The 11,364-nt window shown below is 67.9% G+C and carries 14 protein-coding genes; 2 read left to right on the forward strand and 12 right to left on the reverse strand.

Annotated features, from left to right (window positions below):
- Positions 1-32: 32 nt before the first annotated feature.
- From AC3WTD_RS04285 to AC3WTD_RS04320, 8 genes are all read right to left on the reverse strand, one after another.
- Positions 33-587: a pilus assembly PilX family protein gene (locus AC3WTD_RS04285; protein ID WP_492613002.1), complete on the reverse strand. Its 555-nt coding sequence runs from the start codon at positions 585-587 to the stop codon at positions 33-35.
- Positions 587-1,699, reverse strand: a complete 1,113-nt coding sequence (locus AC3WTD_RS04290; protein WP_492613003.1) for a PilW family protein — start codon at positions 1,697-1,699, stop codon at positions 587-589. Before AC3WTD_RS04290 ends, AC3WTD_RS04285 begins: the two co-directional genes overlap by 1 nt.
- Positions 1,696-2,247 carry a type IV pilus modification protein PilV gene (gene pilV, locus AC3WTD_RS04295; protein ID WP_492613004.1) on the reverse strand — a complete coding sequence of 184 codons (552 nt, stop codon included), beginning with the start codon at positions 2,245-2,247 and terminating at the stop codon, positions 1,696-1,698. The genes AC3WTD_RS04290 and pilV overlap by 4 nt, the downstream gene beginning before the upstream one ends.
- Complete coding sequence (locus AC3WTD_RS04300; protein WP_492613005.1) at positions 2,244-2,711, reverse strand: GspH/FimT family pseudopilin; 468 nt, start codon at positions 2,709-2,711, stop codon at positions 2,244-2,246. The genes pilV and AC3WTD_RS04300 overlap by 4 nt, the downstream gene beginning before the upstream one ends.
- A 2-nt stretch (positions 2,712-2,713) precedes the next feature.
- On the reverse strand, positions 2,714-3,127 hold the full coding sequence (locus AC3WTD_RS04305) for a type IV pilin protein (protein WP_235642543.1): 414 nt from the start codon (positions 3,125-3,127) through the stop codon (positions 2,714-2,716).
- Between the two features lie 353 nt (positions 3,128-3,480).
- Positions 3,481-4,203 carry a TVP38/TMEM64 family protein gene (locus tag AC3WTD_RS04310; protein WP_235642544.1) on the reverse strand — a complete coding sequence of 241 codons (723 nt, stop codon included), beginning with the start codon at positions 4,201-4,203 and terminating at the stop codon, positions 3,481-3,483.
- Positions 4,200-4,760: a nucleoside deaminase gene (locus AC3WTD_RS04315; RefSeq protein ID WP_492613006.1), complete on the reverse strand. Its 561-nt coding sequence runs from the start codon at positions 4,758-4,760 to the stop codon at positions 4,200-4,202. The genes AC3WTD_RS04310 and AC3WTD_RS04315 overlap by 4 nt, the downstream gene beginning before the upstream one ends.
- Positions 4,761-4,788: 28 nt before the next feature.
- Positions 4,789-6,564, reverse strand: a complete 1,776-nt coding sequence (locus AC3WTD_RS04320; protein ID WP_492613007.1) for a glutamine--tRNA ligase/YqeY domain fusion protein — start codon at positions 6,562-6,564, stop codon at positions 4,789-4,791.
- Between the two features lie 106 nt (positions 6,565-6,670).
- Here AC3WTD_RS04320 and AC3WTD_RS04325 point away from each other — a divergent pair, with 106 nt between their 5' ends.
- Together AC3WTD_RS04325 and AC3WTD_RS04330 are read left to right on the forward strand one after the other, a co-directional pair.
- The gene (locus AC3WTD_RS04325; protein ID WP_492613008.1) at positions 6,671-6,943 is read left to right on the forward strand and encodes a putative signal transducing protein; all 273 of its coding nucleotides are present in this window, start codon (positions 6,671-6,673) and stop codon (positions 6,941-6,943) included.
- A 32-nt stretch (positions 6,944-6,975) separates the two neighbouring features.
- A complete protein-coding gene (locus tag AC3WTD_RS04330; RefSeq protein WP_492613009.1) occupies positions 6,976-7,494 on the forward strand; it encodes an adenine phosphoribosyltransferase in 519 nt (172 codons plus the stop codon).
- 93 nt (positions 7,495-7,587) lie between these two features.
- Here AC3WTD_RS04330 and AC3WTD_RS04335 read toward each other — a convergent pair whose 3' ends face one another.
- From AC3WTD_RS04335 to AC3WTD_RS04350, 4 genes are all read right to left on the reverse strand, one after another.
- Entirely contained in the window at positions 7,588-8,169 is a 582-nt protein-coding gene (locus AC3WTD_RS04335; RefSeq protein WP_492613010.1) for a DUF3501 family protein, read from the reverse strand.
- 176 nt (positions 8,170-8,345) lie between these two features.
- Positions 8,346-9,689, reverse strand: a complete 1,344-nt coding sequence (locus AC3WTD_RS04340) for a (Fe-S)-binding protein (RefSeq protein WP_492613011.1) — start codon at positions 9,687-9,689, stop codon at positions 8,346-8,348.
- 158 nt (positions 9,690-9,847) lie between these two features.
- Positions 9,848-10,267, reverse strand: coding sequence for a rubrerythrin family protein (locus AC3WTD_RS04345; protein WP_027493107.1), 420 nt, complete (start codon positions 10,265-10,267; stop codon positions 9,848-9,850).
- A 128-nt stretch (positions 10,268-10,395) separates the two neighbouring features.
- Positions 10,396-11,349, reverse strand: coding sequence for a LysR substrate-binding domain-containing protein (locus AC3WTD_RS04350; protein WP_492613012.1), 954 nt, complete (start codon positions 11,347-11,349; stop codon positions 10,396-10,398).
- Positions 11,350-11,364: the final 15 nt, after the last annotated feature.

The following is an 11,364-nucleotide window of genomic DNA, read 5'->3' on the forward strand; positions in this document are numbered from 1 at the left end:
GCGGCTACTCCGCGGCGACGGATGCAAGGTTATTAGGGGCAGGGCGTGCCGATCGGCACCTGCACGGAGGCACCCTGGTGCATGGTGACCGCGACGGCGGTGTTGCTTGGATCGGTGACGGTGGACTGGATGTCCCAATCCGTCGCCGAGCACATCGAAGGCGCAGTCGGCGGCGGGGATACCGAGGAAGACGGGCCGGGCAGGATCAGGTTGCCGTTGGGGTTGTTCGGCACCTTGCAGACGTCGCCCACCGGCAGGGACGCGTTTGGGATGATCTTGCTGTCGAGGCAGGCCGGGGGCGCGACTTGTGCAGTGAAATCGGTGGTGCCATCGCCGTTGACGTCGACCGGCACGGGGGTGATGGCGGTGATCGGCACCCGGATGAACGGCTGGCTCATCACCTGCTCGATACCCTTCTGCGCCACGGTGCCGGCTTCCAGCCGGTACTGCTGGTTGGCGGCGACCCGGGTGTTGATCATGCTCGAGCTGACCATGGAGATGGCGAACAGCATGAAGATGACCAGGAAGATCAGCGTCATCACCAGGGTGAAACCGCGTTGCGGTGCGCGGGACGGGGAGGTCTTCATCACTGGTTCTCCCTCTGGCCGCCGGTGTTCCAGACGCGGGCGACGGTGCCGTAGACATGCCGCTTGTAGTGGTCGCCGTACGGGCCGTTCACTGCGGTGCGGCCCAGGTCGTAGCTGCGGGTGTCGGTCCAGCCGGCGGTGTTGTCCAGGTTGCGCGAAAGCAGGTTGACGCGTACGGCGGTGACGTTGGCCCAGTTGGCGGTGGCCGACGCGGTCCATGGGTAGGCGGCAGCCGTCACCGCGGTGGCGCAGGTTGCCGGCACGGCGCTGGTGTCGGATGGATTGTCGACGTAGCAGTCGGGCGAGCCGTTGTTGTCGAGATCCACGCCATAGCTGTAGTGCACGTCCTCGATGCCGGTGACCAGCGACGAGACATTGATCGCTCCGTTCACGAACTCGGCTATCTTCAGCGTCGGCGTGGTGTCGGCACCGGTGCCGCTGCATACGTCGCAGGTGGCCACGTAGTAGCTGCGCTCGACGTACTTGCGCAGCTCGGCGCTGCTGCTGGTGCTGCAGGTGCCGCCGGCAACGGCTGCCTTGTTGTGCAGCGTGAAGGCGCTGGCGGTGTTGCTGTAGACCATCGGCACGGTGTCGGTTTCGCAACCGGAACGCTGCAGGTAGTATTCCGCGCCGCTCGGCGTGGCGGTGACGCTGCCGGAGACGTAGCTGACGGTCATGACTTCCGCGCCCGTCCGCATGTTCGGAAGCGTGGTCGCCAGGCAGGGGAGAACGGTGGTGGCCAGCGATGGCGCATAAACCGGGAGCGGGAAAGTGAGCGCCGGAGTGGTGCTGAAACCCATCGAGGCCGGCGCCGTGGCGCAGGGATCGGGCAGCGCGTAGCTGGAGGTAGTGAGCGGTTGGCTGGTGCGGCCGTAGAAGCCGGCCATTTCGATGTCGCGGGTGATGGACTGCAGGGCGAAGCGGCCGTTCTCGACCTGTTCGGAAGTCTTGTTGAACTCCGCCCGCGCCTTGCTGGTGGAGACGTACAGCGAACTGAGCCCGGCCAGCAGCGCCAGGCCGATGGCGATGGCGATCATCAGCTCGATCAGGGACATGCCCGCCTGCAGGCGGGCATGCGACAGGGGCTGGCCGTGGGCGCGAGGAGTCATCATGTCGTCGTGAGGTTGGCGATCTGGATCTGGACGCTGATCACGCGTCGCAGGTTGGTGTTGCCGATCGAGGCCTGCCCGCACGTCAGGACGGGCGCCGCGGTGGGCATCAGGCCCTGCCAGGCGACGCTCACGCGATAGATCTGGTTGGCCGCGTCGATCTGGTCGATGCAGCCCACGGCGCCGATCATGGCGCCGACCTTGGAGGTGCCGGAAACTTCGCTGGAGCCGAGCAGCGCGTTCTTCCACGCGGCGAGATCGGCGTTGGCGTTGGCGATCTGGACGGCCGAGCCGGTGGCGCAGACCGGCAGCGGGGCGGTGGTTGTGCTGAGCCCGGTGGCGCCGTTCGAGTAGCACGAGGCCACCTGCCGGTTGGCGTTGATGCGCGAGGCCATGTCCTGCACCAGGGTCAGCGCCTGCACCCGCTGGTAGGACTCCATCTCGCTGCGCGTGGATTTCGCCATCAGGGTGACGGTGCCAAGCAGGGCGATGGCCGCGATGACCAGCGACACCAGCGCTTCGATCAACATCATGCCGGTCTGGTTTTTCATGGGCAGCTGACCTTGGTGGACTCGGTGCGGCCGGTGGCGCCCACGATGACGCTGAGGCACAGCGGCTGCGAGCCGGTCTTGTTGACCGGCGCGATGGCGAACGTGGCCCCCGTGCTGGTCATCCGGCCGTTGCCGTCGAAGCTGAAACTCCCAGTGGACGGCGTGATGGCGATGTTGCCGAGGGAGCCCTGCTTGCGGATCACGTTGGTGCCCTGGCTGATCACCCAACCCAAGCTCCAGTCGGCGACGTTGGTGGCCTTCACGTCGACCGTGGTATTGCGTTTGATCGCCTCGCTGCGCGCCAGCGCCACCGTGGAGACCAGGTCCATCGAGGCGTTCTTGACGCTTTGCGATTGCAGGAACGGTCGCATCGAGGGAATGGCGATCATCAGCAGCACGGCGAAGATGGCCAGGGTGACCAGCATCTCGACCAGCGTGAAGCCGTGGCTACGCGATGTGCGCATGGTCACTTCCAGCAGTTCGTGGCACCGCCGCTGGCCAGCTTGCTGCCGTCGCCGTTGAGGGTGAGGGCGGCGCAAGCGGTATCGCGGACCTGGCTGCCTTTCGGCGTGGCGGTGATGGTGTAGCCCGGTGGGGTGCCGCCGGAGGCGGAGGCGGCGGTGGCCACCATCGCGATGGTGTAGTTGGGTTCCACCGTGTTCGGCAGCGTGCCGTAGCCGAGTACTGTTCGGCTGCCGGCGAACGCCCGGCTGTCGACCATGTAGCGCTCCTGCGCGCTGGCCATTTCCTGCATGAGGCTTTCGGCCGCCGAGCGGTTGGAACGCAGGGTGTACTGGAAGTAGCTGGGCACGGCGATGGCGGCCAGGATGGCGATGACCGCCACTGTGATCATCAGCTCGATCAGGGTGAAACCCCGCATGCGCGATACGTCGTGCGCCTGACGCAGATAACTGCGCCGCGGTGCCGCAAGCCGTCGGCCGGTGTGGATCGCAACTGGCATATTTCCCCCTAGGGTCACCAGTATTGTTTCAGTTGGTCGACAGGCACATCCGTGTACTGGGTCACGACCTGGCGCCATGCCTGGATGGGAATATGAAGTGCTGCTAAATCAAAGTTAATTTGCCCGACGCCGTGCATCCGGCGGTGCGGCAAGGCCGGCGCATGAACTTTCGGCCGACCTGGCAACGGCAGTCCCCATGCTCTCCGCCGAGCCATGCGGAGCGGGTACCTGTGGGCGACCGGGACCGGCCGTGCGCCGGGCCGGGTCGCGGTTCAGTCGCTATGCCGGGATGGCTGCCGGCGTCGCCGGGTGAGGCGTTCGAGCAGCAGCGGCAGCAGGGCGAGCAGGGCGATCGCGCCCAGCGGCAGCAGCACTTCGCGGTGCAGGAACAGGCCGATGCCGAGAGGGCCGCCATGGCTGGTGGCGATGGCGTCGCCAAGGCCGGCGCCGATCGAGGTTTCGAAGATCAGCGAGACGGTGCCGCCGAGCCAGCTGGCGCCGAGGAACAGCCACAGCGGACAGCGCAGCCAGGCCAGGCTGATGGTGACCAGGCCGAACGGCGCCACCGGCACGAAGCGCAGGAACAGGGTGTAGCTCGCCGGGTGGCGTTCGAAGCCGTGGCGCAGCCTGGCCACCATCGCTGGCGGCTGGCGGCTGCCGGCACCGAACGCGTAGCGGCTGGCCAGGTACAGCACCAGCGAGCCCAGGGTCAGGCCGATCGACGAGAACACGGTGGCGTCCACTACGCCAAAGGCGAAGCCGCCGGCCAGGATCACCACGATGGTGCCGGGGATGCCGGTGGCCACGGTCAGCGTCAGCAGCCCGATGTAGGCCAGCCGGGTCAGCCACGGGTGGCTGGCGATCTGCGCGTGCAACTCGGCCTGGTGCGCCACCAGCCGCTGCGGGGCCAGCTGGTGCAGCGAACCGGAGGCGAACAGCAAGAGGCCGGCCAGCACCAGCAGGATCAGCGGCAGCGCGGCGCGCCAGCGGCTCAATACGGCGCGCCGCCGCTGCCGTAGGCGGCCAGTACCTCGCGCGCCTGTTCGCGCAGGATGTCGCGGCGCACGGCGATGTTGCGGCGGGCCAGTTCGCCGATCCAGTCGGCCGGCAACGGGCCCTCGTCGAATTCGGTGAGTTCCTCCACGTCCTCCGAGCGCGCGCCGATCAGCAGCTCGTCGATGCCGGCCCACACGGTGGCGCCGTAGCACTGGCAGCAGGGCTGCGAGCTGGTCGCCAGCACGTAATGCCCGCCGTCCTCGTTCATCCGGTGCCGGCTCAGGCGCTGCTGCGCGATCATGACCGCCATCATCTCGGCATGCGCGACCGAGCAGCTTTGCGGTACCACCCGGTTGACGCCGACGGCGACCAGCCGGCCGCTGTGGCTGTTGAACACGGCCGCGCCGAACGGACCGCCGCCGCCGCGCTCCACGTTCTGCCGCGACAGCCCGATCGCCAGGCTCACGCGCTCCTCGTCGCTGTGGTAGCGCCGGTTGGTGTCGGCGACGTCGCCGATCCACGGCGGCAAGGTGAGGTGGATTTGCAGCGGCAGCATGCCTTCGCTCCGTGTGTGTCCGGTTTGCTTACTGGCCGGCCGGCCGGGTCCAGACGTCGCGCAGGGTCACCGTGCGGTTGAACACCGGCGCGTCGGCGCGGTGGTCGACACGGTCGGCCACGAAGTAGCCGAGCCGTTCGAACTGGAAGCGCTGCTCCGGCTCGACACTGGCGGCGGCCGGTTCCAGCCACGCCTGCACCACGCGCTTGGCCTCGGGGTTGAGGTGGTCGAGCCAGCTCTTGCCGTCCTCCTCGCTGTCCGGCGCGGGCACGCTGAACAGGCGGTCGTACAGGCGCACCTCGGCGGCCACCGCATGCCTCGCGCTGACCCAATGGATGGTGCCCTTCACCTTGCGCTCGGCGCCGGGCAGGCCGTGGCGGGTTTCCGGGTCGAGCGTGCAATGCAGCTCGACGACGTTGCCGCTGGCGTCCTTGACGACCTGCCCGCACTTCACGATGCCGACGCCGCGCAGGCGCACCTCACCGTCGGGCTTCAGCCGGTGGAAACCCTTCGGCGGCACTTCGGCGAAGTCGTCGCGCTCGATCCATACCTCGCGCGCGAACGGCACCTCGCGCGTGCCGAAACTTTCGTCCTTCGGGTGGTTCGGGAAGACCAGCGTTTCCTCGTGGTCCTCGGGCAGGTTGGTGATCACCAGCTTCAGCGGGTCGAGCACGGCCATGCGGCGCGGCGCGGTAGCGTCCAGATCCTCGCGGATGCAGTTTTCCAGCACCGCGTAGTCGATCACGCTGTTCTGCTTGGAGACGCCCACGCGCTCGATCAGCAGGCGCAGCCCGGCCGGGGTGAAGCCGCGCCGGCGCAGGCCGCGCAGGGTGTTCATGCGCGGGTCGTCCCAGCCGTCCACGAAGTGCTCGTTCACCAGCTGCGCCAGCTTGCGCTTGCTGGTAATGCAGTAGGAAAGATTCAGCCGCGAGAACTCGATCTGCCGCGGCTTGGCCGGTTTCGCCTCCAGACCCGCGGCGACCACCGACTGCCACAGCTCGGGATGGTTCGGCAGATCCACCTTGTCCACGCACCAGTCGTACAGCGGGCGGTGGTCCTCGAACTCCAGCGTGCACAGCGAATGGGTGATGCCTTCCATCGCGTCGCTGAGCGCGTGTGCGAAGTCGTACATCGGGTAGATCGGCCAGGCGTCGCCGGTGTTCTGGTGGGCGACCTTGCGGATGCGGTACAGCGCCGGGTCGCGCAGGTTGATGTTGCCGGAGGCCATGTCGATCTTCGCGCGCAACGTGCGGCTGCCGTCGGCGAACTCGCCTTCGCGCATGCGGCGGAACAGGTCGAGGTTCTCCTCCACGCTGCGCTCGCGGTACGGCGAGTGGCGACCCGACTCGGTCAGCGTGCCGCGATACTCGCGCATCTCGTCGGCGGAAAGGTCGTCCACGTAGGCCAGGCCGTCCTCGATCAGCTTGAGCGCGCCGCGATAGAACACGTCGAAGTAGTCCGAGGCGTGGCGCAGCTCATGCCAGTCGTAGCCCAGCCAGCGCACGTCGTCCTTGATGCCCTGCACGAACTCGGGGTCTTCCTTGCCCGGGTTGGTGTCGTCCAGGCGCAGGTTGCACCAGCCGCCGAACTCCTGCGCGATGCCGAAGCTCAGGCAGATCGCCTTGGCATGGCCGATGTGCAGGTAGCCGTTCGGCTCCGGCGGGAAGCGGGTGTGGATCGCGCTGTGCCTGCCCGCGGCGAGGTCGTCACGCACGATCTGCCGAATGAAGTCCTGATGTGGGGCCGCCTGCTGCACGGCGGCCGCCGGATGGGCGGGTGCGTTGGCGGGATTCTCGGTCGACATCGGCTCGGGCTCGCAAGCGGTGGCGGAAACGCGCAAGTTTACCCTGTCGCCGTCATTGCCGCCGGGCGCCTTGCCCCGCGTGCCGGGGCGGGTTAGCGTGCGAGGCATGCATACCGTCTACCGCGCCGAGAACCTGTTCGATGCCCATCTGGTCAAGGACGCGCTGGAGGCGGGCGGCATCCCGGCGTTCATCGCCGGCGAGTACCTCACCGGCGGCGTCGGCCAGTTGCCGGCGATGGATTACATCGCAGTGATGGTGCCCGCATCGAGTCTGGCCGAAGCCGGCGGCATCGTGGCCGAGGTCGAGGCGCGGCTGGTCGAGGCGCGGCAGGCCATCGGCGACGAGCTGCCGGACGATCCGCTGGCCGCGCCCTGCTGAGTCGTGCAGCTGCGTGCGCTCAAGGAAACCTCATGCAAGACCTCGCTGCACTGATCCGCGCCGTACCCGATTTCCCCCGTCCCGGCGTGATGTTTCGTGATGTCACCCCGCTGCTTGCCGACGCCGGCAGCTTCGCTCGCTGTATCGACGCACTGGCCGAGCCATGGCAGGGCAGCGGCGTGCAGGCGGTGTGCGGCATCGAGGCGCGCGGCTTCATCTTCGGTGCCGCGCTGGCGCAGAAACTGCACGCCGGCTTCGTGCCGCTGCGCAAGCCGGGCAAGCTGCCGCCGCCGGTGGCAACGGTGGACTACCAGCTGGAATACGGCAGCGACCAGTTGCAGGTGCAGCGCGATGCGTTCCGCCCCGGCGAGCGCGTGCTGCTGGCCGATGACGTGCTGGCCACCGGCGGCACGCTGGCGGCGGCCGCGGCCCTGGTCGACGGCCTGGGGGCCGAGCTGCTCGGCGCCAGCGTGGTGATCGAGCTGCCCGCCTTGCAGGGGCGCAGCCGCTGGCCCGCGGACAGGCCGCTGCACAGCCTGCTGCGCTATTGAGTCGGCCGCTCACGGCGCTGTGAGGTCGATCCGTTCGACGTAGATCAGCTCGTCCGCCCGGTGGCGTCGCGATTCACGGGGGCTTGCGCATGCTCAGCTGAAGTCCGCCGCCAGCGCGTGCAACTGTCCGGAAGTGAGATTGGCTTCAACCGCCATCGCCGGCAGCGCCGAGGCCAGCGTGACCGCCGCGCCGGCGCGCCAGTCGGCGATCGTCGCCGCGTCCAGCTCGAAGCGCAGGAAGTGCACCGCGGCGGTCTTCTCCGCGTTGCTGCGCTCCATGTCCTCGTCGGCGATGGCGGTGACCGGGAGGTGGCCGTGCACGGTCAGCGCGATCGCGTGCTCGATGAGGCGCAGGCGCACCAGTTCGCGCTTGCGCTGTTCGACGTCGGCGTATTCGATCAGCAGGGTGGCCTTGAGGTTGCTGCCGTCGGGGATCAGCGGATTGTACGCATCGAGCTCGTCCTGGATGCCGGCGGCCTCGAAGATGCGCTCGATGCGCAGCATTTCCTGCACCTGGTACTGGATGCTCAGGCGGTCCTCGAAGACCAGCGTGAGGTGCTCGCCCAGGTGCACCGTGCGCTGCCGCTTGTGCGCCATCACGCGGGTGCGAAATTCTGCGCGTTGCTGCGCGTAGTGCTCTAGGCTGAGTAGGTCGCCGCGTTCGAGCTTGTCCATAGACTTCCCTGGTTTGCTTTGACCCCTCTCCCTTTGGGAGAGGGTGCCCGTAGGGCGGGTGAGGGTGCTGGCGGAGCGTGGCGTTGCCGGTTTCGCCGAACCCTCACCCCCACCCCTCACTCCCACCCCTCTCTCCCACAAGGGGACTTCCTTCGGTCGCCAGCGGGAGAGGGGCTTCAAATGCCATAGGCCTTGCGCAGCAAGCTGAGCGGATGTTCCGCCGCCGGCTGATCGCCGAGGCCGTGGGCGATGTGGCCGCCGGCCATCGGGCAGTCGCTGGTGAAATGGTCGGGTGCGGCCTGCTGCACGCGGCTCTCCACCGGTTTGGCCAGCTTGCGCGAGAGCGCGTAGGTCTTGCGCTTCACGCCGTAGGTGCCGTCGTGGCCGGAGCAGCGCTCGATGGTGACGATTTCGGTGCCCGGCACCAATTGCAGGATCTCGCGCGTCTTCGGGCCAATCTTCTGCACGCGCTGGTGGCACGGCACCTGCCAGGCGACCTTGCCCAGCGATTGCCTGAAATCAGTCTTGAGCAGGCCGGCCCTGTGCCGTTCGGCGAGGTATTCGAACGGGTCGAAGAAGCGCTCGCGGACCAGCGCCACCTCGGGGTCATCCGGGAACATCAGCGGCAGCTCCTGCTTGAACATCAGCACGCAGGACGGGATCGCCGCGGTGAAGTCCCAGCCTTCGCGCGCCATCCTCGCCAGCACCGGGATGTTGCGTTCCTTGTACTTCGTCACCGTCTTGAGGTCGCCCAGTTCCAGCTTGGGCATGCCGCAGCAGCTTTCCTGCTCGACCAGCCGGGTCGGGATTGCGTTGTGCGTCAGCACGGCAGCGAGGTCCTCGACCACGCCGGGCGCGGAGTGGTCGCAGTAGCAGGTGGCGAACAGCGCGAGCCTGCCGCGGGTGCGGCCCGCGGGCACCGCTTCGCCGCTGCCGTCGAGATCGCGCAGGCGCTTGCGCGCGGTCGGCGCGAAGTACTCGGGCACGCGCGCGTTCGCGTCGACGCCCAGGGTCTGTTCCAGCAGCTGGCGCGCAGCCGGGTTGCGGTTGGCGGCGTTGACCACCTGCACCACCACCGGGATCGAGGCGAGCTTGCCGACGGCGCGCGTGCTGGACAGGATCTTCGACGACAGCGGCGCGCCCTCGCGTTCGAACGCCACCGCCTTGGCGCGCAGCATCAGGTGCGGGAAATCCACGTTCCACGGATGCGGCGGCGTATACGGGCACTTGGTCTGGTAGCACAGGTCGCACAGGTAGCACTGCTCGGTGACCTTCGGGTAGTCGGCCTTGTCGACGCCGTCGACCTCCATCGTCTTTGATTCGTCGACCAGGTCGAACAGGGTGGGGAAGGCGTGGCACAGGCTGACGCAGCGGCGGCAGCCGTGGCAGATGTTGAACACCCGCTCTATCTCCGCTTCCAGCGCTGCGGCGTCCCAGAAGGCCGGGTCGTGCTGGCCCAGCGGATGGCGCGTAGGCGCGTCGAGGTTGCCTTCGCGCGTTTCGTGGATGGGGTCGGCCATCGTATTTCCCCCGCGGACTGGAACAGGTCGAGTCAGCAAACCGTCGATGCACGCAATCCGTCATCCCGGCGGAAGCCGGATCCAGCGCCTTCGGATACTTGCCGAGCCGCTGGATCCCTGCTTTCGCAGGGATGACGATCAGGGTCAGGCGGCCGTGCTCAGGCCATGTCGCCCAGTGCCTTGGTGAAGCGGTTCGCGTGCGAGCGCTCGGCCTTGGCCAGCGTCTCGAACCAGTCGGCAATTTCCTCGAAGCCTTCGTCGCGCGCGGCCTTGGCCATGCCCGGGTACATGTCGGTGTACTCGTGGGTTTCGCCGGCGATGGCGCTCTTCAGGTTCAGCTGGGTGCCGCCGAACGGCAGGCCGGTGGCGGGGTCGCCCACCGCTTCGAGGTATTCCAGGTGGCCGTGGGCGTGGCCGGTTTCGCCTTCGGCGGTGGAGCGGAACACCGCGGAAACGTCGTTGTAGCCCTCGACGTCGGCCTTGGCGGCGAAGTACAGGTAGCGGCGGTTGGCCATCGACTCGCCGGCAAAGGCGTCTTTCAGGTTCTGCTCGGTGCGCGATCCTTTCAAGTTGCTCATGACATCACCTCGTGGCGTTGGGCTGGGAGGGGTTGTGACTGGCGGTCTTGACGGCTGCTCTGGCCGAGCCTAGCGCCGGCCTGGCGCGCAATGAAATTGATTGTCTGGATCGCACGGATAGCTTGCAGCTATCGGCGCGCCGCCTTGCGCGGCGCTGGCGCCGGCGTGGCGGCGGTGTGCGCATCGAGCAGGTCCGCCGGCAATTGCCGGAATACGTCCGCCAGCCGCCGCAGGAATCCGTCCATGGCCGAGCTCTTGCGCCAGACCATGGCGATGCGCCGGCTCGGTGGGTGGCCGCGGAACTCGATCAGGTGCAGGTTCTCCACCGGCGCCACCGGCGGCTTCACCGCGGTGACCGGCAGCAGGGTGATGCCCACGTTCGCCGCCACCATCTGCCGCAGCGTCTCCAGGCTGGTGGCGCGGAAGCCGCTGTGCTCGCCGGCGCCGGTCAGGTGGCAGACCTCCAGCGCCTGGTCGCGCAGGCAGTGGCCGTCTTCCAGCAGCAGCAGGTTCTGGCTGGACAGGTCGCCCAGCTTCAGCTGGCCCTGGTGCTGCGCCAGCGGGTGCGCGTCCGACACCGCCAGCAGGAACGGTTCCTCGAACAGGAACTCGCTGTGCAGGCTGTCCTCGTGCAGCGGCAGCGCGAGGATGCCGGCATCCAGCTTGCCTTCGCGCAACATGCGTAGCACCACTTCGGTCTTCTCCTCTACCAGCAACAGCTCCAGCCGGGGGAACGCCTCGCGCACCAGCGGCAGCGCGTGCGGCAGCAGGTACGGACCTAACGTCGGAAAGATGCCCAGGCGCACCGTGCCGGATTCCGGGTCCAGCGTGCGGCGGGCCACGCCGCGGATCTGCTCGATCTCGTTGAGCACGTCGCGCGCCCGCGTGGCGATGTCGCGGCCGACCTCGGTCAGCAGCACCTTGCGCGGGGTGCGTTCGACCAGCGACACGCCCAGTTCGTCCTCCAGCTTCTTGATCTGGGTGGACAGGGTGGGCTGGCTGACGAAGCAGGCTTCGGCGGCGCGACCGAAATGCCGGTGCTCGGCCAGGGCCACCAGATATTGCAGATCGCGCAGGTTCATGACGGGTCCGGCAGG

Source organism: Rhodanobacter sp. FW106-PBR-R2A-1-15 (assembly GCF_058789735.1).

Coding starts and splice junctions, on each gene's coding strand:
- AC3WTD_RS04325 (WP_492613008.1), top strand. CDS start 6,671: ATGCATACCGTCTACCGCGCCGAGAACCTGTTCGATGCCCATCTGGTC.
- AC3WTD_RS04290 (WP_492613003.1), bottom strand. CDS start 1,699: ATGATGACTCCTCGCGCCCACGGCCAGCCCCTGTCGCATGCCCGCCTG.
- pilV (WP_492613004.1), bottom strand. CDS start 2,247: ATGAAAAACCAGACCGGCATGATGTTGATCGAAGCGCTGGTGTCGCTG.
- AC3WTD_RS04335 (WP_492613010.1), bottom strand. CDS start 8,169: ATGGACAAGCTCGAACGCGGCGACCTACTCAGCCTAGAGCACTACGCG.
- AC3WTD_RS04305 (WP_235642543.1), bottom strand. CDS start 3,127: ATGCGGGGTTTCACCCTGATCGAGCTGATGATCACAGTGGCGGTCATC.
- AC3WTD_RS04330 (WP_492613009.1), top strand. CDS start 6,976: ATGCAAGACCTCGCTGCACTGATCCGCGCCGTACCCGATTTCCCCCGT.
- AC3WTD_RS04340 (WP_492613011.1), bottom strand. CDS start 9,689: ATGGCCGACCCCATCCACGAAACGCGCGAAGGCAACCTCGACGCGCCT.
- AC3WTD_RS04350 (WP_492613012.1), bottom strand. CDS start 11,349: ATGAACCTGCGCGATCTGCAATATCTGGTGGCCCTGGCCGAGCACCGG.
- AC3WTD_RS04300 (WP_492613005.1), bottom strand. CDS start 2,711: ATGCGCACATCGCGTAGCCACGGCTTCACGCTGGTCGAGATGCTGGTC.
- AC3WTD_RS04315 (WP_492613006.1), bottom strand. CDS start 4,760: ATGCTGCCGCTGCAAATCCACCTCACCTTGCCGCCGTGGATCGGCGAC.
- AC3WTD_RS04320 (WP_492613007.1), bottom strand. CDS start 6,564: ATGTCGACCGAGAATCCCGCCAACGCACCCGCCCATCCGGCGGCCGCC.
- AC3WTD_RS04285 (WP_492613002.1), bottom strand. CDS start 587: ATGAAGACCTCCCCGTCCCGCGCACCGCAACGCGGTTTCACCCTGGTG.
- AC3WTD_RS04345 (WP_027493107.1), bottom strand. CDS start 10,267: ATGAGCAACTTGAAAGGATCGCGCACCGAGCAGAACCTGAAAGACGCC.